The sequence below is a fragment of the Entomomonas sp. E2T0 genome (assembly GCF_025985425.1).
Taxonomy (GTDB): Bacteria; Pseudomonadota; Gammaproteobacteria; order Pseudomonadales; family Pseudomonadaceae; genus Entomomonas.
The window spans coordinates 794,500-820,656 of sequence record NZ_CP094972.1 but is presented as its reverse complement, the minus strand read 5'-3'; the positions used below and the strand labels follow the sequence as shown (position 1 = coordinate 820,656).

Here is a 26,157-nt window from a genome sequence, read left to right as displayed (position 1 = left end):
TATAGCTTACTCATTTAGCTTTCTATATAAATTATATTTTTATAATACCCTATTTATTTAAGGCTTTATTTTATGAAATTTCTAAAGTTATTATTTTGTTGCTTAGCACTTAATAACTTTTTCTCATTTATTGCTATGGCCAGTAGTGATATTAATTACTGCGACTACTCTTTATCATTAATAAATCAACAAAACAATATTTGTAGTAATTTACCTTTTCTTAGCCCTTTTAATGATAGCCGTACTAACTTAATTTTATTAATAAATAACACTGATATACAAAAAGCTACTTTTGCAACCCTTTCATCACCCCAAAATAGAGCACCTTATTTAGCTACTGAGGTTAGAAGTGGCATTGCTCATATTCCCTTTGAACTTACTATTTATGATGCTTATTTAGATGATTTACAAAGAACTCATCAAACCAAAGTAAAACGCGTAAAAGCAAACTTAAATGACAAAACTAAAAAACTTATTGAACAAGTAATGAATAACTCTTCTTTACTTGATAATAATGATTTCTTAGTTTCACCTGCCCTTGAATTTATTGAACAAATAGCTACTACTCATGGTTTAAATGATCAAGAACGTAAAGATTTACTACTTGCTCGCTATCTATTATTTGATAATCCAAAAGCCGATATTAGTTCATTTATTCCTGCTGATCCCAGTTTTACAGCAAGACATTTCTCTAATTATCTACAAGGTGCTAATGCTTTTTATAAAAATGATTACACCTCTGCCTTAAAGTTTTTTACTACTGCCAGTACAGCCGCCCAACTTTGGGTTAAAGAAGCGGCTACTTACATGATAGCTAGAACGCTACTTAATCAAGGACAGGCTGTTGCCTATAATAATTGGTTTGAATTGGATTTAAAGAAAGTTAATCAAGCCACTATTATTAAAAGTCGTACTGCTTTTAATAATTACTTAAAACTTTATCCAAAAGGCAAATATGCTAATTCGACAATAGCTTTGTTAAGACGTATTTATTGGTTACAAGGTAATCAAGTTGCATTAGCTAGTAGTTATGAAAATCTATTAGATAATCCTAGAAGGCATATTAATTTAACCTCATCTAATAGATATTCTGTTGCTGATCTTATTTTAGAAATTGATAATAAAGTTTACTTTAACAGTAATCCTGCTACTGTTCGTTCTTTATCACAAACACCAAAATTATTAGTGGTATATGATCTTCTTAAAATGAGATCTAACCAAATAAAATTAGAAGACTTGGAAAAACAGCAAAATACCTTCAAAAATAATCCTGAGCTTTATAACTATCTATTAGCCACTTATTACACCTATATAGAAACTAATCCTGAGCAAGTATTATCACTTATTCCAGAATTGATTATAGAAGATAAAACTATAACAATTACGCCACTTCAGTTTAGTGGCCAAGTATTAAGGACTATGGCTTTAGAAAATAGTTCTAGAGCATATGCAGCAGAAAAGCTATGGTTATCTTTAAAAGAACTGGCCAAACAATCTTATCAGGAACCTTTCGTTGAATTAGGTCTTGCCCTAAATTATGAAAAAACAGCAAGAATAAACAGTGTTTTTGCTAAATACTCTCCCATTACTACACCACAATTACGTTATATTTTATTAAGAAAAAATGCTAATCGTAGCCAGTTACAGCAATTACTCACTAATAATGAGTTACAAGAATTTGATAAAGCTACGATGATTTATCTATTACTTTATAAGGACTTACTCTCGCAAAATTACAGTGATTTTTTAACGGATAATTCATTATTAATTTCTAAAAATACACTGGATGAAGTTTATTTGGGTAATATCAGCAAATACGGCCAAACTAATTTAACCTTATTTTCTGAAGCTATTCCAAGTCATTCAGAATATCCTTGTCCTTCTCCTATTATTCTAGCTAATGTATTAAAGCTAAATCCTACTGATGGTAAAGCATTAAATTGTTTAGGTGAGTTTAGTGAGCATTATCAATTACCTTATCCTCGTTATATGCTTTTTTCATCTTTAAATAATACTAATAATACAGGTAGTTTAGGTACAAATAATCCCACAGATTTTGGCAAATTTTTATATTCACGATTAAAGGGTTACCAATTCATTATTAATGATGAAACAGCAACAGACGAAGACAAAGCCTATGCTCTCTATAAAGCCATTCGTTGTTTTACTGGTGGCTATAATCATTGTGATAGACAAGATATACCATTAACTAAACGGAAAGAATGGTTCCAATTACTACATTCTAAATATGCAAAAACACTATGGGCAAAACAGCAACCTATTTACTGGTAAAACTAGTAATAGCTTGGTTATTACTAGTTAGTTTTCCTTGCTTTGCTAAGGTAAAAGCAGAAGATTATGATGCTTTTTGGTTATGGAGCGGTATTCGTTCGCAATCTGTTTTAAATAATGCTTCTACTATCTACCTTTTAAGAGGACAAATAGTTTCTAATTACAATAATAAAACTCATTTTATTAGCCAAGGTAACTCTATTCATTCCCTTGATAATCAACAACTATGGCTAGTTTATCGTGCTCACACATTGAACTGGTCAGAAGATACTCTTACTATTCTTAGTAAACAATTAAAACAATGGCAATCAAATGATATTAAAGTAATCGGTATCCAAATCGATTTTGATGTAGCTACCAATCAATTGGCAGAATATATAGATTTTCTAATTAAAGTTAGACAATGGTTGCCCGAAAACTATAAGTTAAGTATTACAGGTTTATTAGATTGGGGCAGTAATGGTGATCCTGTTTTGATCAATCAATTAACCAATATTGTAGATGAAGTTGTATTCCAAACCTACCAAGGTAAACACACCATTAGTAACTATCAACAATATTTGAAAAATCTACAAGCTATAACCATTCCTTTTAAAATTGGTATTATTCAAAATGGTGAATGGCAAGCACCCAAATACTTAGAAAAGAATCCAAATTTTAAGGGTTATGTAGTTTTTCTACAAAACCCTTAAATAAGCTATTACTTCTTAGTTACTGCCCAAATTGTTGTGTCTTCTAATGCTTTTTCAAAACTATTTAGAATCATTTTAATTTCATTTTCTTTAATAATTAATGGTGGGCAAAAAGCGACAATGTCTCGCATAGAACGTGTAATCATACCATGCTGTATAGCTCTATCACTTAAGTACTTCCCTAAGTTACCTTCTTTTTCAAAAGGTGCTTTGGTTTGTTTATCTGCTACTAGTTCAACTGCTGCAATCAGTCCTTTACCTCGAATATCACCTACTAGTGGATGATCTGCAAATTGCTGTAATCCCTTTCTTAAAACTTCGCCCATAGCTATTGCATTAGCTACTAAGTTTTCTTCTTCAATTATTTTTAAGTTTTCTAGGGCAACTGCTGTTGCTACAGGATGACCACCAGCTGTATAACCATGACCTAAACCACCTAAAGCATTGGATTCATCAGCAATGCCTTGATAAACCGTATCATTAATTAAAATTGCAGAAATAGGCTGATAAGAAGAAGAAAGCTGTTTTGATATAGTGATAATATCAGGCTCAATATTAAAGGTTTGGCTACCAAACATATTACCTGTTCTACCAAAACCACAAATAACTTCATCAGCTACTATTAAAATATCGTATTTACGACAAACCTTTTGTACTTTTTCCCAATAACCTTGTGGTGGCACAATTACCCCACCTGCTCCCATAATAGGTTCACCAATAAAAGCGGCTATATTTTCAGGACCTTCTTTTTGAATCATTGCTTCTAGTTCAGCCACTAAACGATCAACAAACTGCTCTTCTGTTTCGCCTTGTTTAGCATCACGATAATAATAAGGACAAAGGGTATGTAAAAAACGATCAGATAAAGGTAGGTCAAAACCATTTAAGTTTGCAGGAATGCCTGTCAAACTACCAGCCGCCAAAGTAATGCCATGGTAAGCAAATTTTCTACTTATAAATTTCTTTTTATTAGGACGACCTTTAGCATTGTTATAGTACCAAACTAGTTTAATGACTGTGTCATTAGCCTCGGATCCTGAATTAGTAAAAAATACTTTACTCATAGGTACTGGGGCTAATTCTATTAACTTCTCTGCTAATTCGGCACTGGCAGGATGTGATTTTTGACCAAATAAATGATAAAAGGGTAATTTCTCAAATTGTTTGGTTGCTGCTACTGCCAATCTCTTATTGTTGAAACCTACCGCAACACTCCATAGTCCTGATAAAGCTTCTATATATTTATTATTATTTTCATCAAATACAAATACACCTTCGCCACGTTCAATCATTAATGAACCTTTTTGTTCTTGTAGACGAGCATTTGTATAAGGATGTAATTGATTTTTTATATCTTTTTCAACAATTTTAGAGAGATTGGTCATTACAAGTTACTCTTATTAAATTAATAGAATTATTTGACTAGTCTAATTATCATATAGCTGTTTCTATATAATTTTAGACGAGGCGAATGACTGAAGACAGTACAACTAGTACGGCAAAGTCATTCAACGACGTATAAAAATATAGAGCAATAGCTATAATATACGACATAACCTAATTAACAGTAGTTCAAAGGTTATTAGTAATATGTCAAACTAATTGATACTAGTAGTTAATTCAATAACTACTTAAAATTATTTTTATTAAATTAACTGGATAGCTTCAATGAATATTTTAAAATCATGGATAACTAATTGTAATTATTTAAAAAAATTTACTTTATTAATTTTCTCAATATTACTATTAACTGCCTGTCAAAAGGATAATACCAAGCCTATGACTACTAAACATATTGAAGTAGCTCCTTACTTAGTTGATTGTACAGGTGTTGCTCCTATGAAATGTATGAAAATTAAGGAACAAGGCCAAACAGAATGGGAATTCTTTTATGGCTCTATTGATGGTTTTACTTTTGAGCCTGGTTATAATTACCAACTTGAAGTAAATGTTACTAAAAAACCTGAACCTATTCCTGCTGATGCCTCATCATTACAGTGGACTTTAGTAAAAATCATTAATAAACAAAAAATAGTTAATAATTAATTTATTACTGCTAGTTTATATTGTTTAATTCCATAGTATGCTGCCTATTAGCATTTAGCTAATTAGGCAGTTGCTAAAGATCAATTTATATATCGCCTTGCTTAATCCATATTAAATCTTCTGTTGCAAAACCAAGTTCTTTTGCTTTAGCAACTAAGCTATCTTTAATATTCTGATCTAAAGTTGGCGTACGCGATAAAATCCATAAATAGTTTTTATTAGGGCCACAAACCAGAGCGTATTGATAATTATCATCTAAAACTATAACGTTATAACCACCATAAATTGGCCAAAAGAAAGTAACTTTAAGTGAAGCTATATTAGGTGAATCTACAAAATAAGCTCGACCATCACTCTCTTTCCATGCTTTTTTATTTGGATTATAACCACGGTTAATTACATCAAGACCACCATCACTACGTAATTTGTAATTAGCCGTAACTTGTTCTAAATCTTTTTCAAAACTATGATTAAGTCGGGCTATTTCATACCAAGTACCTAAATAACGATTAGCATCAAAATTTTGGACTACGGTTACATTTGAAGGTGGTTTAGTAGAACAAGCTGTCAATATTAATGAAAAAATTGCAGTTAAAAATAATGAGAATAGTTTCATCTCTTTTCCTCTGAAAAATCTAATAACTGTATATATTTTTTTGTTATATATCATTAATAATGAAATAGTAAGTTGAGGTCTAGTAGATATATGTATTATCAAACGAAAAATTGTAGTAATTTAGTTAAAAATTATTGCAATTAGAATACTATAACTTAAAAAATCAATTAGTTATATTCATCACATTATTATCATTTTATTAATATTAATAGAAAAAGTTACATAAATAATAAAAATCTTTTGTAATTACTAATAAATATACTACTTTTAAAAATTTGTTATTTTCCTATACAAAAGCTTGAAAATATCCTACCCAATAAATCATCTGAGGTAAATGTGCCTGTAATAGTGCCTAATGCTTGCTGAGCTTGTCTTAAATCTTCAGCTAACAGTTCCCCTGCTCTCTGCTCTACTAATTGCTTATAACCATGTTGTATGGCTTCATGTGCTTCTTGCAATGCTTGTAAATGACGACGACGTGCACTAAAGCTACTTTCTGATGTATGTTCATAACCCATACATGCTTTTAAATGTTCTCTTAGTAAATCTATTCCTTGATTCCCTTTAGCACTTAAATAGATCGTAGTATGCCCATCTTTATTAACAATTAATTCTATTTGTTTATAGCTTAGATCTGCTTTATTACAGATAACAGTTACTTTTTCCATAGCAGGCTTTGGATTTAAAAAACTTGGCCAAACACTCAATGGATTTGCTACTTCTGGTTTTGTAGAATCTACTACTAATAATATTCTATCTGCTTCAGTAATAGCTAATAAAGCACGTTCTACCCCTATCTTTTCCACAGGATCATTAGTATCTCTTAAACCTGCAGTATCAATAATATGTAAAGGCATTCCATCTATTTGAATATGTTCTTTAAGAATATCTCTAGTGGTACCTTCTATATCAGTAACAATTGCTGCTTCACGACCTGCTAAAGCATTTAATAGACTAGATTTACCTGCATTAGGTAGACCTGCTATTACTACATTCATACCATCACGTAATAAAGCACCTTGTGAAGCTTCTCTTGCTACTTTTTCTAACTGTTCTAATAATTGTTGTACTTGAGTTAATACATTACCCTCAGATAAAAAATCAATTTCTTCTTCAGGAAAATCAATAGCAGCTTCTACATAAATTCTTAAAGCTATTAAACTTTCAGTAAGTGCATGTACTTTATTCGAAAATTCACCTTGTAGAGAACGCAAGGCATTACGAGCAGCTTGCTTAGAACTGGCATCAATTAAATCTGCAATAGCTTCTGCTTGTGCTAAATCTAATTTATCATTCAAAAAAGCTCGTTCACTAAACTCCCCTGGTCTAGCTTGCCTTGCTCCAAAGCTTAAACAAGTTTCTAATAATAAATCTAATACTACAGGCCCACCATGGCCTTGTAATTCTAATATGTCTTCACCAGTAAATGAGTTTGGTGCAGCAAAAAATAATAAAATACCTTGGTCTATTATTTGATCTTGATTATCAAACCAAGGGCCATAATAAGCATGTCTAGCTTTTAAATCTGTTTGTTTAGATAGTTTTAAAGCGATAGTTTTAGCTAAAGAACCAGATACCCTAACAATACCTACACTTCCCCTACCCTGTGCAGTCGCAATGGCAACAATAGTATCTTTAGTATAAATCATATTTTTAACTATCCAAGTAAAACGCCCCTATCGGGGCGTTTTTTATTTTAGTTTGTTGGTTTCTTTTTCAAATTCTCAATTTGTCGAGTAATAACCCACTGTTGAGCAATTGATAAGACGTTATTCACAACCCAGTATAATACTAAACCTGCTGGGAACCAAATAAAGAAGAAAGTAAAGATAATAGGCATCATCTTAAATACTTTTGCTTGTATTGGATCAGGTGGTGCAGGGTTTAATCTTTGTTGGAAGAACATAGTAGCACCCATAATAATAGGTAATATTAAGTATGGATCGCTTGTTGATAAATCATGAATCCAACCTAGCCATGGTGCTTGACGTATTTCCACACTTTCCAATAATACCCAATATAAAGCAATAAACACAGGCATTTGGATAACAATGGGTAAACATCCGCTTAATGGATTAAGTTTTTCTTCCTTATATAATTTCATCATTTGCTCAGACATTTTCTGTCTATCATCACCATAGCGCTCTCTAATAGACTGCATTTTTGGTGATGCTGCACGCATTCTAGCCATAGATTTATAACTAGTTGCAGATAACGGGAAGAATATTAATTTAATAATAATAGTTAATACAATAATCGACCATCCCCAATTGCCTACAATATTATGAATAACTTGTAGTAACCAGAAAATAGGCTTACCAATCATACTTAAAATACCATAATCAATGGTTAAATCTAAGCCTGGTGATAATTCTTTTAAACTATCTTGTAATTTAGGGCCTGCATAAAGCGTAAAATCTTCATTTACTTGACCACCAGCAGGTGCTGTAACTAATGGCGTAGTAAAACTAACTATATAATTACCTTGTTGATCTTTATAAGTTTTAACTACATGGTTTTCGCTCTTATCCCCTACCCAAGCTGTTACAAAGTAATGTTGTAACCAAGCTATCCAACCACCTTGTACAGTTGCTGAAGGTAAAGGTAAGTAATTAAGATTTCCTTCTGCTTTCTTCTGTGTAGCAACCTGCATAATCTTATCAACATCTTTAATAGCAATTCTAGTATAAGGTTTATCAGGTGTCCAATAGGCCATACCTAAGAACGTTGTCATACTGGTAGCTGTTGTAGAAGAAGGATCACCAGCATTGTTACGAGTTAAGGAAGCTAAGAAATAACCTTGCCAAGCTTTATCTGTATTATTGGTAATTTGATAATTAACACCTATACGATAAGCAGCTGGATCTACACAACCTACCCTATTTTTCTTTTTACTAGCACAAGCTTCATCCATGCCACGTAAGAAGGTATAAGTTTTAACGTAATTAATACCATCTTTTGTATAAGTTAAATTAACTTTTAATTCTTTTTGACCATCAGCTAATTTATAACTTTGTTGTTCAGTTTGATAAACAGGAACAACATTATTATTAGAAGTGGAAAATACCCTACTTCCTGCGGTATATAAAACTTCTCCAGAATTACTAAATAATCTGAAAGGCGTATTAGGTGTATTTAAAGCTTTTGGATAAGCTTTTAAATCTAACTCAACAACATCACCACCTTTTGGATTAATTTTAAGTTTTAAAATATCCGTTTCTACTTCTATAAATTGACCATTAGTAGAAGTGGCAATTGGTTGATTAGGCACAGTAACTTGATGATTTTCTGTAGTATTAGCATTTTCACCAGTAGTAGGTGCAGGCTGATGAATATCTGACTCAATATTATTTTCACCAGTAGAATTCTGCACATTTTGAGTTACTTGCGCTGTTTGAGTCCCTTCTTCATTAGGAACTTTATGATAATCATCATTCCATTGTAGTAATATTAAATAAGCCACAACAGCTAATGCAACTAATAAGATAGGACGTTGAATATCCATAGTTATTTAATCTTCAATTGAATGTTTAGAGGTGTTTTTAGGAGGAACCGGATCATAACCACCTGGATTCCATGGATGACAGCGGAGTAAACGGCGAACTCCTAAATAGCTACCATGTAGCAAACCATACTGTTCAATTGCTTCATAAGTATAACAAGAACAGCTAGGATAAAAACGACAGTGACTTGCCATTAACGGACTAATAGCATACTGGTAAAACTTTATGGACAATAATGCTACTTTACGCATATCAGCCGCCATTTTCAGAATTTGTAAAGTTTTTAACTGAAAGCTTTTTCCAAAATTTAATGAATTGTGCTTGTAATTCATTATTTTCTATTTCAGCTAATCCTCTACGCGCCACCACTACAACATCATAAGTATCAATTAGATGTTGATTTAGACGAAATACTTCTCGTATTTGTCTTTTTAGTCGATTACGTTGTACTGCTAATTTTACGCTTTTTTTGCCTATTACTAGACCTAAGCGAGGATGATTTAAATTATTTTTACAAACAAGTAGTAAAATATAACTTGTTGATAGTTTTTTATCTGGCGAGTCAAAAACACGCTTAAAGTGTTCAGCTTCTAGCAAACGTTTTTGTTTGGAAAAGTCGTGACTCACCACAATAAAAATTAAATAGCAATACGTTTACGACCTTTAGCACGACGGCGATTAAGAACTTGACGACCACTTTTAGTAGCCATACGAGCGCGAAAACCGTGTACACGTGCACGTTTTATATTACTAGGTTGAAATGTACGTTTCATATTAATGTTACCTTGTGTTCAAAAAAGGACACCTAATTTTAAAGAGCCAGCAATTTTATTTGAAGCTGAGCAGAAGGTCAAACAATAAATAGTACTTTACATAAAAAAGTTTATTTTACGTGTAATAAAATAATAAATATAAAATATATATGTATTTAAAAGATTATTTATATTGTTTTTATTAGTAAGCTAATAATCTGTTAATAACTTTATATAAGTCTTACTATATAATGAGTATAGTGTTTTATAAAGATGTTTATATTCTATGAGAAAGATGTGTTTTAGATGTAGTTTAACTGTGGATAAATAGTACTTTTATTCACAGTAGATTTATCCACTGTTTTATTTACACTTTATAAAGGTAGTTTAAGCTTATTTATGCACAGCTTTACTTTACAACTATTTATTTTATTTTTAATAGTATTTAGCTGTGGATAACTTTTCTTAGAGCCGTTAGAATGTCTATTTATTTATCAGTTGAGCTATATTGTGTTATTAGATCTTTGGCAACAATGTATTAATATTTTAGGTGATGAATTACCAAGTCAACAATTTAATACTTGGATAAGACCGTTACAGGTTGATGTAAATAATGATGGTTTAATCATTTATGCACCCAATCGTTTCGTATTGGATTGGGTAAATGAAAAATATTTTTCTCGTTTACAAGAACTTATTATTGAACGTTCAGCTGATGCACCTCCTAATATAACATTAACTATAGGCAGTAAAAGTGCTGCTGTTACTACTAAAACAGCTGCTAATAAAACTGAGAAATTGTCTTCTGTTAAATCTACAAAAAAAATAACTGAAAGAAATATTGTAGATATATCTAATAGAATAATAGATGGTGATATTAGTGAAGAACAAGTTGAAATCACAAAATTACATCATTCTAACTATTTAAATAAGCAATTTACCTTTGATAATTTTGTAGAGGGTAAGTCCAATCAAATGGCTAGAGCAGCTGCTTGGCAAGTAGCTGATAATATGAAGCATGGTTATAATCCACTATTTCTTTATGGTGGAGTTGGTCTTGGTAAAACTCACTTAATGCATGCGGTTGGTAATTATATGCTGACCAAAAAACCTGATGCTAAGATAGTTTATTTGCATTCAGAGCGTTTTGTAGCGGATATGGTGAAAGCGTTACAAATGAATGCTATTAATGATTTTAAAAAGTTTTATAGATCTGTAGATGCTTTATTAATTGATGATATCCAGTTTTTTGCTAATAAAGAACGTTCGCAGGAAGAGTTCTTCCATACTTTTAACGCCTTATTAGAAGGTGGTCAACAAATTATTTTAACTAGCGATCGTTATCCTAAAGAAATTGATGGCTTAGAAGAACGATTAAAGTCTCGTTTTGGCTGGGGGTTAACAGTAGCTATAGAGCCTCCTGAATTGGAGACTAGAGTAGCTATTTTAATGAAGAAAGCAGAGCAAGCTAAGATAGATCTTAACCAACATGATGCTTTTTTTATAGCACAGCGTATACGCTCAAACGTGCGTGAATTAGAGGGCTCTTTAAAGCGGGTAATGGCTCATGCTCAGTTTACGGGTAAACCTATTACCATTGAGCTAATAAAGGAAGCATTGAAGGATTTATTAGCTTTACAGGATAAGTTAATAAGTATTGATAATATTCAACGTACAGTTGCAGAATATTATAAAATAAAAGTATCTGATTTATTATCTAAGCGTCGTTCTAGATCTGTTGCAAGGCCTCGACAAGTAGCTATGGCTTTAGCCAAAGAACTTACTAATCATAGTTTACCTGAGATTGGTAATGCTTTTGGTGGTAAAGACCATACAACTGTATTACACGCTTGTCGTAAAATTGAAGAGCTTAAAAAGCTTGATGTAGATATTCTTGAAGATTATAAAAACTTATTACGTACATTAACTACCTAATTAAAAACTATTAACTTGCGCGAATGAGCAAGAAAAGGCAAAATTAGCTAGTTTAAATTAGCTTATGGAAAGTATAGGGATAACTGGGACGTTTTGAGCAAATATCAACAGGGTTATAAACATGCATTTTAGTATTCAACGTGAACAGTTATTAACACCTTTACAGCTAGTGACAGGCGTTGTAGAGCGTCGTCATACATTACCTATACTTTCTAATGTGTTGTTAACAGTAGAAAATAATCAACTATCTTTATTAGGTACTGATTTAGAAGTTGAATTGATTGGTAGAGTAGCTTTAGAAAATGTTACTGAAGTAGGTGAAATTACTGTACCAGCTAAAAAATTAATGGATATCTGTCGTAGTTTGCCTAGTGAATCTATGATTGATATTAAATTAGATGATCAAAAGCTATTAATTAAAGCAGGACGTTCAAAGTTTACATTATCTACTTTACCTGCTAATGATTTTCCTACTGTAGAAGATGGTCCAACTTCTTTAACCTTTGAAGTTGAACAAAGTAAATTGCGTCGAATTATTGAACATACTAGTTTTGCTATGGCTCAACAAGATGTACGTTACTATTTAAATGGTATGCTATTGGAGCTAAGTGATAGCCATTTAAGAACGGTAACTACAGATGGTCATCGTATGGCGGTTTGTTCTGTTCCTTTAGAATTAAATGGTGCTATTGCTGAAAAGCAACAAATTATATTACCTCGTAAAGCTATCTTAGAACTAGTAAAACTACTTACAGATCAAGAAGCTAAGTTATCTATTGTATTAGGTGAGCATCATATTCGTGCAACTACTGGTCATTTTACATTCACTTCAAAATTAATTGATGGTAAATTCCCAGATTATGAAAGAGTATTACCTAAAGGTAGTGATAAATTAGTAATAGCAGATCGTCAGTCATTAAAAGAATCATTTACACGTGCGGCTATTTTATCTAATGAAAAATATCGTGGTATTCGTTTAAATCTTGAAAATAACTTATTGAAAATACAAGCAAATAACCCTGAACAAGAAGAAGCAGAAGAAGAAATTGCTGTAGAATATACAGGTGCTTCTTTAGAAATTGGTTTTAATGTAAGTTATTTATTGGATGTATTAAATGTAATCAGTACAGAAAAAGTACGTATATTCTTAGCTGATTCAAATAGCAGTGCATTAATTCAAGAAGAAACTAATGATGATTCTTCTTATGTTGTAATGCCCATGCGTTTATAAGGTTAAATGTCTGTTATTCGTTTAGATGTTACTGGTTTACGTAACTTAGAGCCAGTAACATTATCTCTTTCTCCTCGTGTAAATATTTTTTATGGTGCTAATGGCAGTGGTAAAACCTCTGTCTTAGAGGCTATTCATTTATTAGGATTAGCTCGTTCTTTTCGTAGTCATAAAATAAATACAGTTATTAATTATGATAAAAATGATTGTACTATTTTTGGTCAAGTTAAGCAGAATGAACATATTATTCATCAATTAGGAATAAACCGTAATAAACAAAGTGAATTACAAATAAGAATAAATAATCAAAATATTCGTACAACAGTACAATTGGCAGATATTTTGCCCTTACAAATTATCAATCCTGATAGTTTTAGATTATTAGAAGGTTCACCCAAATTAAGAAGGCAATTTATAGATTGGGGTGTATTCCATGCTGAACAAAGATTTCTATCTGCTTGGCAACGAGTACAAAAATCTTTAAAACAAAGAAATTCTTGGTTAAGACAAGGTAGAAATAATTTAAAAGAACTAGAAGTTTGGAATCATGAATTTTGTCAGGCTAGTGAAGAAATAGATAATTATCGAAAAGCTTATATAGAAGAACTTAAACCTATTTTTGATAAAATATTAATTGAATTATTAGATATTAAAAATTTTTCTTTAAGTTATTATCGTGGTTGGGATAAGGACAGTAGTTTACAGCAAATACTTACTAATAATTTAGAAAGAGATCAGCAATTAGGACATACTCAAGCAGGCTCACAACGTGCTGATTTACGCTTAAAATTAGATGGTTATAATGCAGCTGATGTACTTTCTAGAGGACAGCAGAAATTAGTAGTATGTGCCTTAAAAATAGCACAAGGTTATCTAATTAATAATTATAAAAAAGGACAAGTCATTTACTTAATAGATGATCTTGCATCTGAATTAGATGAACAACATAGAAAAGCTCTTTGTAAATTATTAGAAGATTTGGAATGCCAAATATTTATTACAGGTGTTGAAAAAGAACCTTTATTTAATATATGGAAAGAAAAAACTGAGATTGCATTGTTTCACGTGAAACAAGGTAATATTCAATTAATGTAATAGGTTAAAAACTTAAGCTGTTTTAGCAAAAAATCCTACCACTGAAATCTTATATTATTTGAGTAATTTATAAATTTTATAATTCACTAATGGAATTACTTCTGTTTCACGTGAAACATTTTTTTATAAATATAATTTTTTATACAATGTCTAAATGTATTTTATGTTTAGGTGGAGTAAATATGCTATCTAACAAATCTAATTCATCTTGATTAAAGCTAATAGTAGAAGCTTGGGCATTTTCGTGTACATGAGTTTTATTAGAAGCTTTTGGAATAGCAATAACATTGCCATTACGAATGCACCAAGCTAATAATAACTGGGCAGTTGTACATTGTTTTGCTTTAGCTATATCTTGAACAATTTTATTATTCATAAGATCTTTTCTTAAAGTACCTCCTTGAGCAATTGGGCAGTAGGCCATAATAGGCATTTGATGATCTTTACACCAAGGTATTAGATCATATTCAATACCTCTAGAACCTAAATGATATAAAACTTGATTAACAGCACAATTCTTACCATTAGTAATTTGCCACAGTTGTTTCATATCATCTGTATCAAAATTAGAAACACCCCATCTTTTTATTTTGCCAGATGCTTTAAGATTTTCCATTACTTCAACAGTTTCAGCAAGAGGGATAGATCCACGCCAGTGTAATAGATATAAATCTAAATAATCAGTTTGCAGTCTTTTAAGGGAATTTTCGCAGGCTTTAATCGCACTATTTTTTCCTGCATTATGAGGGTATACCTTAGATACTAAAAACACTTTATTTCGAATATGTTTAATGGCTTTACCTACTATTAATTCTGCACCACCATTAGCATACATTTCAGCAGTATCTATAAGTGTCATACCTAATTCTACACCTAATTGTAATGCACTAATTTCATCCATTTCTTTAGATGGGTTTTCACCCATAAACCAAGTACCTTGACCTATAGCTGGAATTATTGTGCCATCAGCTAATTTTACTGATCGTTGAGTTTCAAATTGGCTCATTGAATAACTCCTATTCAATTAGTGTTTCACGTGAAACATGTGTAGAAATTTTGTATGACTATAAAACTATATTTAATATTATATCTGTTTATTAATTACCACGATAAGTAGAATAACCATAAGGGCTAATTAATAGAGGTATATGATAATGTTTAATATTAGTATCTGCTTTAAATATAACAGGTACTTCAGGGAAGAAAGTTTCTGTATTATGTGCTTTAAACCATTTTGCTGTTTTAAAAGTGACTTTATAAATACCATCTTGCATTGTTTCTTTGTTAGGAAATAATGCGGTTATTCTGCCATTATTATCTGTTATTCCTTTATTTAATAATTTCCAGTCATCACCATTTTTTTGCTCAAGTACAACTTCAACATTAGAAGAGGGTAGGCCTGTTTGTAAGTTTAATACATGCACACTAAGAGGATTAGTTTCAGCTATAGCAGTTAAAGATAGAAAGGTTAATGCAAAACAACTTATTAAATATTTAATATTTTTCACGTGAATTCCTTTATTAGGTTGGATTAATAAAACTAGTTTGATTTTTTATAGTAATTTTTACAATCGCTACTAAAGTCTAGCTTTTAAGAATGTTTCACGTGAAACAATAAAGATTAATGTTTTTCTATTAAATATTTCCAAAATCGTTTAGGCATATATTGTTTTTGTTGTCTCAGGTTAATTCGTTCTTTAATAGTTAACGCTTTAAAATATTTTTGCCACATGGTTTGAAATAACTCTTCATTATCAGCTAAAGCCTCTTTATTAAGTTTACCATTATCAATATATTGCTCAATATCTAAAGTTATTTCAGTGGTAGTTTCTAAATTATAGTAAAAACCATAGTTACGATTTATATCGTAAATAATCCATTGTTGGTCAGCAAATCTATTCTTGAAGTGTTTTAAGGCTAAGGGAAGGGCATTGTAGATGGGATTTATTACAGCAAAATAAATATCATCAATAGTTTTTTGAAAACGTACAAACTGCATTAAATGGTGGCGTTCTTTGCTTACTTTTTTAGCTAATTGAAATAAAGATAAAATATCATTATCTGCATAATTAAATTCTATAGGGGTAGGGCTATCTACCATTTTTTTGATAACATCAAATAATAGTTTATCAGCACCTTCTTGTTCAGATAGCCAGCCATAGAATAATAATTGAATAGCCCTTTTAGAAAGCTTATTTTGTAATTTTTCCCAGACACGAGAAGATTTTTCTAAATCTGTAATAATAGTATAAGATTTTTCACAGAGTAGTGGTTCTAAATTACCAATAGCTAATAATTGTTCTGGGTATTGTTTTAAACGATAAGCTTCAAATACTACTGTGAGTAAACCCTCAAAACTTTTATCATAAAAAAATACAATCATAACAATAGGTTATAGAATAAAAGAAAGTTGTTGCTGTTCAGTTTGAGCTGTAATTTTTTGACTATTAATAAGCATTTGTCGAATAGTTATAGGATTAATTGAATAATTTGTAGACAACGGTGAACCTAAACAATAAATAAAGTACTGAGCACGTTTTAAAACTACACCTATTTTACGTAATTGCTCAAAATCTAATTTACTATGCTTTCTTGCAGTAACAATCAATTTAGCTGATTTAATACCTATACCAGGTACTCTTAATATTTCAGCATAATCAGCTTTATTAATATCAATAGGAAAAAATTCAGGATGTCGTAATGCCCAAGCTAACTTAGGGTCCATATCTAAGTCTAAATTAGCTGTATTACCATCTACTATTTCTTCTGCTTTAAACTGATAAAAGCGCATTAACCAATCAGCTTGATAAAGTCTATTTTCACGTACTAAAGGAGCCGCTTTTAAAACAGGCAAACGGTTATCATAGCTATTAACAGGAATAAAACCAGAATAATAAACACGCTTCATGCTTTGTCGTTGATAGAGTAAGGAAGACAACTTTAATATATCCCTATCGGATTCATTAGAAGCCCCAATAATCATTTGAGTACTTTGTCCCGCTGGAACAAAGCGAGGAGCTTTTCGAAACTTTTTTCTTTCCTCTTTATATTGAATCATACCTTGCTGAATATAATGCATAGGTTTATAAACGCTCTGGTGGTCTTTTTCAGGTGCTAATAATTTAAGGCTATGTTCTGAAGGTATTTCTATATTTACGCTTAAACGATCAGCGTATAGACCTGCTTCATATACTAATTCCTGACTAGCACCAGGAATACTCTTCATATGGATATAACCATTATAGTGATAAACAGTACGTAGTTCTTTTATGACACGTACCATTCGCTCCATTGTATAGTCAGCACTTTTTACGATACCCGAACTTAAGAAAAGCCCTTCAATATAATTTCTTCGGTAAAATTCTATAGTTAACTCAGCTAATTCTTTAACAGTAAAAGAGGCTCTTTCAATATCATTGCTTCTACGATTAATACAATAGGCACAATCGTAAATACAAACATTAGTGAATAAAATTTTAAGCAAAGAAACACAACGACCATCTTCGGTATAAGTATGACAAATTCCCCAACCAGAAGTATTACCAATAGCTCCATCCTTGCGGCCTCTTGTTATACCACTAGAGGAACAAGATACATCATATTTAGCTGATTCAGCTAATATCTCAAGTTTTTTAACAATGGTATCTTTCATTTGCTATTAAGGGAGAGTAATAAACTAAATAAACTTTCTATTAGGGTATAGATTACTCTTGTAAAAATACCCCTACAAGGTCTAAATCAATAGATTTTGAAATAGCTACTAACAGCTTAGTTAGGTGCTTTAAAGTATAAAAAATGCTATAATAATCTATTAATTTTAAAGACCTATATATACTACCCTTATATTGTTGCTTATGCTTGTTTATTAACAGGTTTCACGTGAAACATTTAAGGGTATAAATGCCCCTGTTAGGAGTAATTTCATGACTGATAAACGCGAATATGATTCGTCCAGTATTAAAGTTCTAAAAGGATTAGATGCTGTACGTAAACGTCCTGGTATGTACATTGGTGATACCGATGACGGCACAGGGCTACATCATATGGTGTTTGAAGTAGTAGATAATGCAATTGACGAAGCTTTAGCAGGTTATTGTGACGATATCCATGTCACTATCCATGCAGACGAATCAATCACCGTATCTGACAATGGTCGTGGTATTCCTACCGATATGCATGAAGAAGGCGTATCTGCTGCTGAAGTTATTATGACAGTACTCCACGCAGGTGGTAAGTTTGACGATAACAGCTATAAAGTATCAGGTGGTCTCCATGGTGTGGGTGTATCCGTTGTAAACGCCTTATCAGAAGAATTAATCCTAACTATTAATCGTGCGGGCAAAGTGTGGGAACAAACTTACTCTCATGGTGTTCCACAAGGTCCATTGCATGAAATAGGAACAACAGATAAATCAGGTACTCAAGTTCATTTTAAACCATCTGCAGAAACTTTCTCCAATATCCAATTTATTTGGGATATTTTAGCTAAACGTCTACGTGAACTATCTTTCCTGAACTCCGGTGTAGGTATCTACTTAAAAGATGAACGTACTGACAAAGAAGAACTCTTTAGATTTGAAGGTGGTCTTTGTGCATTCGTAGACTACCTTAATACCAATAAAACAACCGTTAACAATGTATTCCATTTTACTACCCAACGTGATGACGGTATCAGCGTAGAAGTAGCTTTACAATGGAATGATGGTTTTAATGAAAATATCCTTTGTTTTACCAATAACATACCACAACGTGATGGTGGTACCCATTTAGCAGGTTTCCGTTCAGCACTAACCCGTAACCTTAACAACTATATAGAACAAGAAGGTTTAGCTAAAAAATTCAAAATTAGCACTACAGGCGATGATGCAAGGGAAGGTTTAACTGCTATTATCTCAGTAAAAGTACCAGACCCTAAATTCAGCTCACAAACTAAAGATAAATTAGTTTCATCAGAAGTTAAAACAGCAGTAGAACAAGAAATGGGCAAATACTTTGCTGATTTCTTATTAGAAAACCCTAATGATGCAAAATCTGTTGTAGGTAAAATGATCGATGCAGCACGTGCTCGTGAAGCAGCGCGTAAAGCCCGTGAAATGACTCGTCGTAAAGGTGCGTTAGATATTGCAGGTTTACCAGGTAAACTAGCAGATTGCCAAGAAAAAGACCCAGCACTTTCAGAACTATACATAGTGGAAGGGGACTCGGCAGGTGGCTCTGCCAAACAAGGGCGTGATCGTAAAACACAAGCAATTCTGCCATTAAAAGGTAAAATTCTAAACGTAGAAAAAGCACGTTTCGATAAAATGCTATCTTCACAAGAAGTAGGTACCCTAATTACGGCACTAGGTTGTGGTATTGGTCGTGAAGAATACAATATTGAAAAACTACGTTACCACAATATCATCATCATGACCGATGCTGACGTGGACGGTTCACATATTCGCACCTTATTACTTACCTTTTTCTTTAGACAAATGCCAGAGCTATTAGAGCGTGGCTATATCTATATTGCTCAACCACCTTTATATAAAGTTAAAAAGGGCAAACAAGAGCAATATATTAAAGACGACGAAGCTCTAGAAGAATATGTAATTCAACTAGCATTAGAAAATGCTAGCCTACATGTTAATGAAAGTGCTCCAGCACTAGCAGGCGCACAACTAGAAAAACTAATTAATGATTATCGTCAGATAATGAAAACATTAAATCGTTTATCACGTATCTATCCAAAAGAACTAACCGAACACTTTATGTATATGCCTAGAGTGATGCCAGAAGACTTAAAAGACCAACAAAAAATGCAAACCTTTGTTGATAGCCTAAAGGCTCGTTTAACAGCAGATCAACAATCAGGATTAGAATACATTGTAAAACTACGCTACGATGAAGAAAAAACTGCATGGTTACCTGTTGTAGAAACAATTTCTCATGGTCGTATCCATTACACCCTATTTAACCGTGACTTCTTTGCAAGTAACGACTACAAATCAATGGTAACCTTAGGTGAGCATTTAAATAGCTTACTAGAAGAGGGTGCCTATGTTAAACGTGGTGAACGCACTAAAGCAGTAACAACCTTTAAAGAAGCAATGGAATGGCTAAAAACAGAAGGTGGCAAACGTTACGATATCCAACGTTATAAAGGACTAGGTGAAATGAACCCAGAACAACTTTGGGAAACAACCATGGATCCTAATACTCGTCGTATGCTACAAGTAACCATTGAAGATGCCGTAGCAGCAGACCAAATTTTCAATACTCTAATGGGCGATCAAGTAGAGCCTAGAAGAGAGTTTATTGAAAGTAATGCATTGGCTGTATCTAATTTGGATGTTTAATTAGTTGTGTGTCGGTTCTCATATGAATTGAAACCGTTTCTCATAAGCGTGAAACGATTTCTCATTAAAATGAAACAACAAGAAGTATTAGTTAGAAAACGATTGAATAATAATGGTAGAAAATAAAAACGGGATACAGTTATTAACTGACCCCGTTATATATGTAAGATAGTTTATTATCCTACAATCTAGACAATTGTTAGTATCTATCTTTCCTTTATAACTCGTCAAGTTTTTTAATTAATTGTAGTAATAATCAGTATCATATTAAGTGATAATAAGTAATTTGGTTTCAATTTAAAAAAATTAGTTGTTTCATTTACATGATAATTAATTTTTAACTTGTTGAATTATTATAGTTTATGGTTTCAACTTTGATAAGAACCTACAAGTTAAGGGAATATCTACAAGAAGTTATTAAAAAAGTAGGTAGTGAATGGAGAAAAAAACGTAGAGAAGAAAAATCGAATGAAATGAAAAAAGATGGATTAGACGTAGAAAATTTTTTAGGCGGGTTGAAAAGTCATGAAAAAAAACTAGGAGAAGATATTTTAACTCCAATTTTAACTGATGCAAATATTGATTACAGCTTAGCAAAAAAGCTAACAAAAAGTGTAATTGATAAATTTGATAATGAAGATTTTAAAGACTATGCACATGAAATCGTTCAATTAGATATGACAGACAGCAGCAGGGTTCAATTATTAAGGTTATTAGATGATTGGAAAATGGTAGAAGCCAAACAATATTCTGCATTAGCCACAACTAGAATTGAGGTAATACAAAAATTTCAAGAACTTTTAGATGATGATACTAAAGAAGTTCCTACTTTACATAATTTTTTAGTTAAATTTCCATGGCTAATTGATCCTAGAATTATTGAGTTTAAAGATGAAGTTAGATTTTCTGAAATATTAAAAACGGAATTCCCTGATGATTCTTTAGAAGAAAAAGATAGAAGAATAGATTTTCTTTGCTCGAATCCTCTTGGAAATATAATCTATATTGTTGAAATTAAACGAAGTAAATATAAAATTGATGTAAAAGCGATTGAACAAGCATATCACTATCAAGTTTTCTTAGAGGGAAAATATAACTCATCAGAAAACCCATGTAATATCGTATGTTATTTAGTTGGAGGAGAAATTAAAACAGATATGATGACTTCAGCTAAAAAAAATACATATGCTAAAACAGGTCAAGTTTATGTAAAAACATATAATGAATTATTAGAACATTCAAAAGAATATCATAAAGAGTTTTTAGATAAATATAAAGAATTAGAGAAAAACAATAAATAATGGAGATTATTTATATCTTTTAGTTAAGAGGCTGTTATAGATCTATAAGGTCAACAGTTTTATTTTTTACAAAATAGTCAATTACAATAATTGGACAAATATATTTACATATAATAGGAGGGAAATCTTCATCTAATAGAATGTACTCTTGATCTTTTAACCCCATGTTTATTTGTTTAAATATTTTATTTTCTCCAGGGAAGATAAAAATATTTTTAAATTGATAATCTGATGGGTAAATAGTTTTTAGTGCTTTTATGTAAAAGAATTGTTTTACGATATCTGGCCAACTAGGCATTGTGTTAACATTTTGTGCTTCATAATATTTTGCATCTACAACAGTGATAATTTGTTCTTTTTTATCTTCTATAACTATATCTGTTTTCATTCCCTTTTGGCTTATTTTTATAATTTCATCATTTTGTTTAGTAAATATTGGTATTGGAAGTTTAGAGTTAATATCTATTGTATTTGCAAGTATCTTTTTCAACATATGTTCCCAAGCATGATGAAATTTTGTTACTCCAGCAATAAGTTCACTTGTGTCATCACCAGATATATTTTTTAAATAATTAATCATATTTTTAATAAGATTAATATCACGCTCAGAATAACTGTTTGATAACTCGCTATTAAGGATAGAAAGTTTATGATCAGTGTTTTTATTTAGAGAACTAATATTATTTAATCCGTTTGTATTAAATTCATTTTTATTGAAAAATAACCATGAATATTTTTTGTTTAGTTCTCTAATAATATCAGCATGTATTTGTGAGACAATATTACCCGTTAAAAATTGGTATTTATTTCCATATAGTTTTAAGTAAACAACTTGTTTTTTTTTATTTAGAGAAATTGGTATTTTTTTGATAGTCTTAGCCCAATTTGTCTTACCAGCATTAGTCACTTGAGATTCTTGTCTTTGAACATATAAACCATAATCTTGATAATCTTTTAGTAGTGTTTTAATCAGGCTTAGTTGTATTAGGCCTATTCTTCCTTCACCATCATCTTGTAGATCAACTTTTGTTTTTGATTGTTTTCCATATTTCTCAATGGATTGAATAAAATTAGCAGCTAGTTTTTTCTTGGCTTTAAGGTCTTTGTTATCAAGAGAAATTGAACGGGGTAGAAAAAGGTGAATTTCTTTTTTTATAATAATAATGCCACAAAAGCATACCGTTTTATCACTTTTTTTTCCTCTAATTAAATCAAGAGATTGCATTCTTTCTAATAGAGATTTAGGTAGCTTATTAGAATGCATACTGTCATTATAAAAATAGGGAGTCATAACTATTGCTCTATTGTTATGCTTTCTTTATTTGTTAAATTATTTAATTCCTCAATAAAGCTAGTAGAGAATATATTTTCATCTTTTTCGAATTTATCAATAAGATTACCATAAGTTGTAATTTTATCATCAAATATCAAATGACGATTTCCATGGCGTAGTACATCATCCCATAAATACATAAACACTTTTCCTGATAATGTATTTTTAGCATGCTCTATATCTAAAATTTCTTCATTACTTACAAACCAAGGACCTAGTAGTCGATCTTCGGGAATAGAATTTTTTGATAGAATTAAATTTATTGTTTGTGCGAATATAGACCATCTGATTTTTTGATTCTTTTCGTCAATAGTTATTGGAATATCTCCTAATGCACAGTTATTGAAATCAAGTTTTTTATATTCAAAATACCATCTACGTTTAAAAGCTGTATCTAAAGGCATTACAGCTTGATCACTACTATTCATAGTGGCAAATATTGATAAATTAGAGGGTATAAATAGTCTATTATTTTTTAGTTGTGTCTTTAGGTTATCTGTTAAATATTTTAACCAGCTCTCATCAGTAATATTAATATTATATAGACTTTGACCCTTTTCATCTCTATCCAATAGCTGAAAGATATCGCCAAATACAGCAGCAGCAGGAGCTCTATTTAACTCTTCAATTACCAAGTAATAGTGTTCTTCAGGATTTTTTAAAGCTTTTATAATTACTTCTGTAAATGGACCAGGAATGAAACTGTAGCAAATTTCATTATTTTGCATAGAAGGCTTAAGGCATCCAACAAAATCGCTATATTGAGTTTCTGGGTGAAATACAGTTTTTATTGAATGGTTAGTATCTATTAATTGATCAATTGTATGGCTTTTTCCTGTACCTGGAGCGCCATAAAAGATTTTATTTATTCCTTTTTGATTATTTTGACGAATAGTTTTTACTGGTAAGGATACCTCTCTAAAATCTTCTTCTTCGTTCGATAGCTCTGCAAAAGCTTCTCTAATTTCTAAAGAATTCGAGAAACATTTAATGATATTAAAAAGTTTTGAAGAACTAGCAATTACCATTTTCGTAGCCAACATAACACATGATTGGTTAAAGTCTCCTCGATTGAGTTTTTTTCCTTCTGCTTTTTTTCCTTCTTCGGAGTCTTCTTCTAAAAATATCCAAGTTTTATCAAAGCAAAAACGTTTAAAAAAAGCATTATTCTCACTATCAGCAATTGCTATATCGATAGCTGTATTCCATTTATCTTTTTCATCATTAGTGATTTCTAATGAGTCTTCTTTTTCTAAAGGAAGTTTTCTTAATAATGTATCGAGGTTTTTATTAGTGTATTCTTTTGTATAAATTTTCTTAACATAGTCCAGTACTTTCTTATAATCATCAAGAGCAGAATTTAATGGCCAAAAGCTTTCTGCTATCCAAAAACAAGATGAGGAAATAAATGCTAGTAACTTTTTATCATTAATTAGTTCTATAGAAAATGCATGAGGTATAACAGTATCCTTAATATCTTTATTTAATGATTCTGTTATCAACTGCGCAAAATGATGGCTAAAACGTACATCTGCCTTATATGCTAGATTTTGATAATGTTCCCTACATTGTTTTATAAGTTTATTTAAGTCTTGTAACTTAAGTAATTGTATTTCAGAAGTCATCTTTGTCCTCTGTATTTAGTTTGTACCATCATTAAGTTTATGATAGTATGGCCGGGTAAAAATCCGGATAAGTTGATATTCTTTTGGATCATTCTATTATGCAAGATAAAGCTTCTTATATCAAAAATAAACGTGAAAATATGGGATTAACCTATACAGAATTCGCTTTATTGTTAGATTTAAAGGAAAATGGTGAGCGGACAGTGCGAGGTTGGGAGTCTGGAGAACATAAACCATCTAATGCTAAATGGAAAGAAATAGTAGAGTTAATTGATACTGCTCCATTCAAACAACGAGATAATGAAAACGCTAAATTTACTTTTATAGATTTATTTGCAGGTATTGGAGGAATTCGTTTAGGATTTCAACAAAATGGAGGGCAATGTGTTTTTAGTTCAGAATGGGATAAGTTTGCTCAAAAAACCTATGCAGCAAATTTTGGAGAATTACCAGCAGGAGATATAACAAAAATAGATGCTAAAAATATACCTGATCATGATATTCTTCTTGCGGGTTTTCCATGCCAAGCATTTTCTCAAGCAGGTTTAAGACAAGGATTTAATGATACTCGAGGTACAATGTTTTTTGAAATACAACGTATTCTTGTAGAAAAAAAACCTAAAGCATTTTTACTAGAAAACGTTAAACAGCTGCAAGGACATGATAAAGGTAGAACCTTAAAAACTATTCTTGATATCTTACGAGGTGATTTTGAACAAGAAATATCTAATGAAATTCCTCTTAATGAAGAAACAAGAGCAGCCTTGTCAGAAAAACTTAATTATTGGGTAGATGTAAAAGTATTACGTGCAGCGGATTTTGGTATACCTCAAAATAGAGAAAGAATTTACATAATAGGTTTTGATAAAAATTACTATGGTAACCAAAAGTTTGAAAAGTTGTTTCAATGGCCACAGGCACCAAAAATATCAACAAAACTAGGTAATATTTTAGAGTCATATGAAGAAATAAAAAAAGCAGGAGATTATTACACTATATCTGATAAGTTATGGGATGGTCATAAGCGCCGAAAGGTAGAGCACAAAACAAAAGGAAATGGTTTTGGTTATTCTCTTTATGATGAAAATGCTCCTTATACTAATACATTAAGCGCACGTTATTATAAAGATGGTTCAGAAATATTAATTGACCAGTCAAAATATAACTTAAATCCAAGAAAACTTACTCCTCGTGAATGTGCAAGGCTTCAAGGTTTTCCAGAGGAATATATAGTTGATGCAGTTTCAAGAGGACAAATATACAAACAGTTTGGTAATTCTGTGTGTGTTACTGTTATTAATGAAATTGCTAACAGAATGCTTAAAACTATAGATGAATTAGAGGTTAAAGGTCAGTCAAATACACTTATTGAAAAATTATTGAAGAACATATAATTAG

Annotated in this window: 22 protein-coding genes; 9 read left to right on the top strand and 13 right to left on the bottom strand. The window is 31.2% G+C overall.

Features of this window, described 5'->3' with window-relative positions; genetic code table 11:
* Positions 1-72: 72 nt before the first annotated feature.
* Together MTZ49_RS03935 and MTZ49_RS03930 are read left to right on the top strand one after the other, a co-directional pair.
* Positions 73-2,292 carry a hypothetical protein gene (locus tag MTZ49_RS03935; protein WP_264747090.1) on the top strand — a complete coding sequence of 740 codons (2,220 nt, stop codon included), beginning with the start codon at positions 73-75 and terminating at the stop codon, positions 2,290-2,292.
* Positions 2,262-2,984, top strand: coding sequence for a DUF3142 domain-containing protein (locus MTZ49_RS03930; protein WP_264747089.1), 723 nt, complete (start codon positions 2,262-2,264; stop codon positions 2,982-2,984). Before MTZ49_RS03935 ends, MTZ49_RS03930 begins: the two co-directional genes overlap by 31 nt.
* Before the next feature lie 8 nt (positions 2,985-2,992).
* On the opposite strand, the gene MTZ49_RS03925 is transcribed toward MTZ49_RS03930, so the two are convergent.
* Positions 2,993-4,369 (bottom strand): aspartate aminotransferase family protein, encoded by a 1,377-nt coding sequence (locus MTZ49_RS03925; protein WP_264747088.1) that lies wholly within the window; start codon positions 4,367-4,369, stop codon positions 2,993-2,995.
* A 394-nt stretch (positions 4,370-4,763) separates the two neighbouring features.
* Here MTZ49_RS03925 and MTZ49_RS03920 point away from each other — a divergent pair, with 394 nt between their 5' ends.
* Positions 4,764-5,030 carry a DUF4377 domain-containing protein gene (locus MTZ49_RS03920; RefSeq protein ID WP_264747087.1) on the top strand — a complete coding sequence of 89 codons (267 nt, stop codon included), beginning with the start codon at positions 4,764-4,766 and terminating at the stop codon, positions 5,028-5,030.
* Between the two features lie 85 nt (positions 5,031-5,115).
* Here MTZ49_RS03920 and blc read toward each other — a convergent pair whose 3' ends face one another.
* From blc to rpmH, 6 genes are all read right to left on the bottom strand, one after another.
* Entirely contained in the window at positions 5,116-5,646 is a 531-nt protein-coding gene (blc, locus tag MTZ49_RS03915; RefSeq protein ID WP_264747086.1) for an outer membrane lipoprotein Blc, read from the bottom strand.
* A gap of 278 nt (positions 5,647-5,924) precedes the next feature.
* Complete coding sequence (gene mnmE / locus MTZ49_RS03910) at positions 5,925-7,295, bottom strand: tRNA uridine-5-carboxymethylaminomethyl(34) synthesis GTPase MnmE (protein ID WP_264747085.1); 1,371 nt, start codon at positions 7,293-7,295, stop codon at positions 5,925-5,927.
* 47 nt (positions 7,296-7,342) lie between these two features.
* The gene (yidC, locus tag MTZ49_RS03905) at positions 7,343-9,151 is read right to left on the bottom strand and encodes a membrane protein insertase YidC (protein WP_264747084.1); all 1,809 of its coding nucleotides are present in this window, start codon (positions 9,149-9,151) and stop codon (positions 7,343-7,345) included.
* A gap of 6 nt (positions 9,152-9,157) precedes the next feature.
* Positions 9,158-9,400 carry a membrane protein insertion efficiency factor YidD gene (yidD, locus tag MTZ49_RS03900; protein WP_201095943.1) on the bottom strand — a complete coding sequence of 81 codons (243 nt, stop codon included), beginning with the start codon at positions 9,398-9,400 and terminating at the stop codon, positions 9,158-9,160.
* A 1-nt stretch (position 9,401) separates the two neighbouring features.
* On the bottom strand, positions 9,402-9,779 hold the full coding sequence (gene rnpA, locus MTZ49_RS03895; protein ID WP_264747083.1) for a ribonuclease P protein component: 378 nt from the start codon (positions 9,777-9,779) through the stop codon (positions 9,402-9,404).
* Between the two features lie 8 nt (positions 9,780-9,787).
* Positions 9,788-9,922, bottom strand: coding sequence for a 50S ribosomal protein L34 (gene rpmH / locus MTZ49_RS03890; RefSeq protein WP_264747082.1), 135 nt, complete (start codon positions 9,920-9,922; stop codon positions 9,788-9,790).
* Between the two features lie 489 nt (positions 9,923-10,411).
* Here rpmH and dnaA point away from each other — a divergent pair, with 489 nt between their 5' ends.
* From dnaA to recF, 3 genes are all read left to right on the top strand, one after another.
* Complete coding sequence (gene dnaA / locus MTZ49_RS03885) at positions 10,412-11,836, top strand: chromosomal replication initiator protein DnaA (protein WP_264747081.1); 1,425 nt, start codon at positions 10,412-10,414, stop codon at positions 11,834-11,836.
* Positions 11,837-11,957: 121 nt separating this feature from the next.
* Positions 11,958-13,067, top strand: coding sequence for a DNA polymerase III subunit beta (gene dnaN, locus MTZ49_RS03880; RefSeq protein ID WP_264747080.1), 1,110 nt, complete (start codon positions 11,958-11,960; stop codon positions 13,065-13,067).
* A gap of 6 nt (positions 13,068-13,073) precedes the next feature.
* The gene (gene recF / locus MTZ49_RS03875; protein ID WP_264747079.1) at positions 13,074-14,162 is read left to right on the top strand and encodes a DNA replication/repair protein RecF; all 1,089 of its coding nucleotides are present in this window, start codon (positions 13,074-13,076) and stop codon (positions 14,160-14,162) included.
* Positions 14,163-14,301: 139 nt separating this feature from the next.
* On the opposite strand, the gene MTZ49_RS03870 is transcribed toward recF, so the two are convergent.
* The 4 genes from MTZ49_RS03870 to MTZ49_RS03855 all read right to left on the bottom strand — a co-directional run bounded on the left by MTZ49_RS03870 (position 14,302) and on the right by MTZ49_RS03855 (position 17,814).
* Complete coding sequence (locus MTZ49_RS03870) at positions 14,302-15,168, bottom strand: aldo/keto reductase (RefSeq protein WP_264747078.1); 867 nt, start codon at positions 15,166-15,168, stop codon at positions 14,302-14,304.
* A 91-nt stretch (positions 15,169-15,259) separates the two neighbouring features.
* On the bottom strand, positions 15,260-15,670 hold the full coding sequence (uraH, locus tag MTZ49_RS03865; RefSeq protein WP_264747077.1) for a hydroxyisourate hydrolase: 411 nt from the start codon (positions 15,668-15,670) through the stop codon (positions 15,260-15,262).
* Positions 15,671-15,783: 113 nt separating this feature from the next.
* Positions 15,784-16,545 carry a TIGR03915 family putative DNA repair protein gene (locus MTZ49_RS03860; protein WP_264747076.1) on the bottom strand — a complete coding sequence of 254 codons (762 nt, stop codon included), beginning with the start codon at positions 16,543-16,545 and terminating at the stop codon, positions 15,784-15,786.
* Positions 16,546-16,554: 9 nt separating this feature from the next.
* Complete coding sequence (locus MTZ49_RS03855) at positions 16,555-17,814, bottom strand: putative DNA modification/repair radical SAM protein (RefSeq protein ID WP_264747075.1); 1,260 nt, start codon at positions 17,812-17,814, stop codon at positions 16,555-16,557.
* A gap of 271 nt (positions 17,815-18,085) precedes the next feature.
* Here MTZ49_RS03855 and gyrB point away from each other — a divergent pair, with 271 nt between their 5' ends.
* Both gyrB and MTZ49_RS03845 read left to right on the top strand, forming a co-directional pair.
* On the top strand, positions 18,086-20,500 hold the full coding sequence (gyrB, locus tag MTZ49_RS03850; RefSeq protein ID WP_264747074.1) for a DNA topoisomerase (ATP-hydrolyzing) subunit B: 2,415 nt from the start codon (positions 18,086-18,088) through the stop codon (positions 20,498-20,500).
* A 374-nt stretch (positions 20,501-20,874) separates the two neighbouring features.
* A complete protein-coding gene (locus MTZ49_RS03845; RefSeq protein WP_264747073.1) occupies positions 20,875-21,801 on the top strand; it encodes a hypothetical protein in 927 nt (308 codons plus the stop codon).
* A 34-nt stretch (positions 21,802-21,835) separates the two neighbouring features.
* On the opposite strand, the gene MTZ49_RS03840 is transcribed toward MTZ49_RS03845, so the two are convergent.
* Together MTZ49_RS03840 and MTZ49_RS03835 are read right to left on the bottom strand one after the other, a co-directional pair.
* Positions 21,836-23,092, bottom strand: coding sequence for an LlaJI family restriction endonuclease (locus tag MTZ49_RS03840; RefSeq protein WP_264747072.1), 1,257 nt, complete (start codon positions 23,090-23,092; stop codon positions 21,836-21,838).
* Between the two features lie 2 nt (positions 23,093-23,094).
* Positions 23,095-24,759, bottom strand: a complete 1,665-nt coding sequence (locus MTZ49_RS03835) for an McrB family protein (protein ID WP_264747071.1) — start codon at positions 24,757-24,759, stop codon at positions 23,095-23,097.
* A 98-nt stretch (positions 24,760-24,857) separates the two neighbouring features.
* Here MTZ49_RS03835 and dcm point away from each other — a divergent pair, with 98 nt between their 5' ends.
* Entirely contained in the window at positions 24,858-26,153 is a 1,296-nt protein-coding gene (gene dcm / locus MTZ49_RS03830) for a DNA (cytosine-5-)-methyltransferase (protein ID WP_264747070.1), read from the top strand.
* Positions 26,154-26,157: the final 4 nt, after the last annotated feature.